Consider the following 237-nt stretch of genomic DNA (forward strand, 5'->3'; position numbering starts at 1 on the left):
GGGCGAGTGTTGCCCTTGTCGGCGATCAGTACCAGGCTCTCCCAGTTGGGCACTCGGGCGCTATGGCGTTGTTCTGGCGGAGAGCCACTCGCCAAGTCGAGCTTCTAACAGTCCATCGGTTCAAAGATCCGGCGTGGGCCGATCTGAGTCTGAAGTTGCGCAGGTCCGAGGGCCGCGATCAGGCGGAGGCGGCCGCAAACGAACTGGTTCGTGCGGGCCATGTCGTCCTTGCTAACT

Annotated in this window: 1 protein-coding gene; it reads left to right on the top strand. The window is 62.4% G+C overall.

The genetic code is table 11. The features are described 5' to 3' along the window. Nucleotides 1–237, top strand: a 237-nt coding sequence (locus tag SB717_RS39395) for an AAA family ATPase (RefSeq protein ID WP_410908755.1), incomplete at both ends; no start/stop codon positions are given.

This window comes from Priestia sp. SIMBA_032, from assembly GCF_046535215.1.
Classification (GTDB): domain Bacteria; phylum Bacillota; class Bacilli; order Bacillales; family Bacillaceae_H; genus Priestia; species Priestia aryabhattai.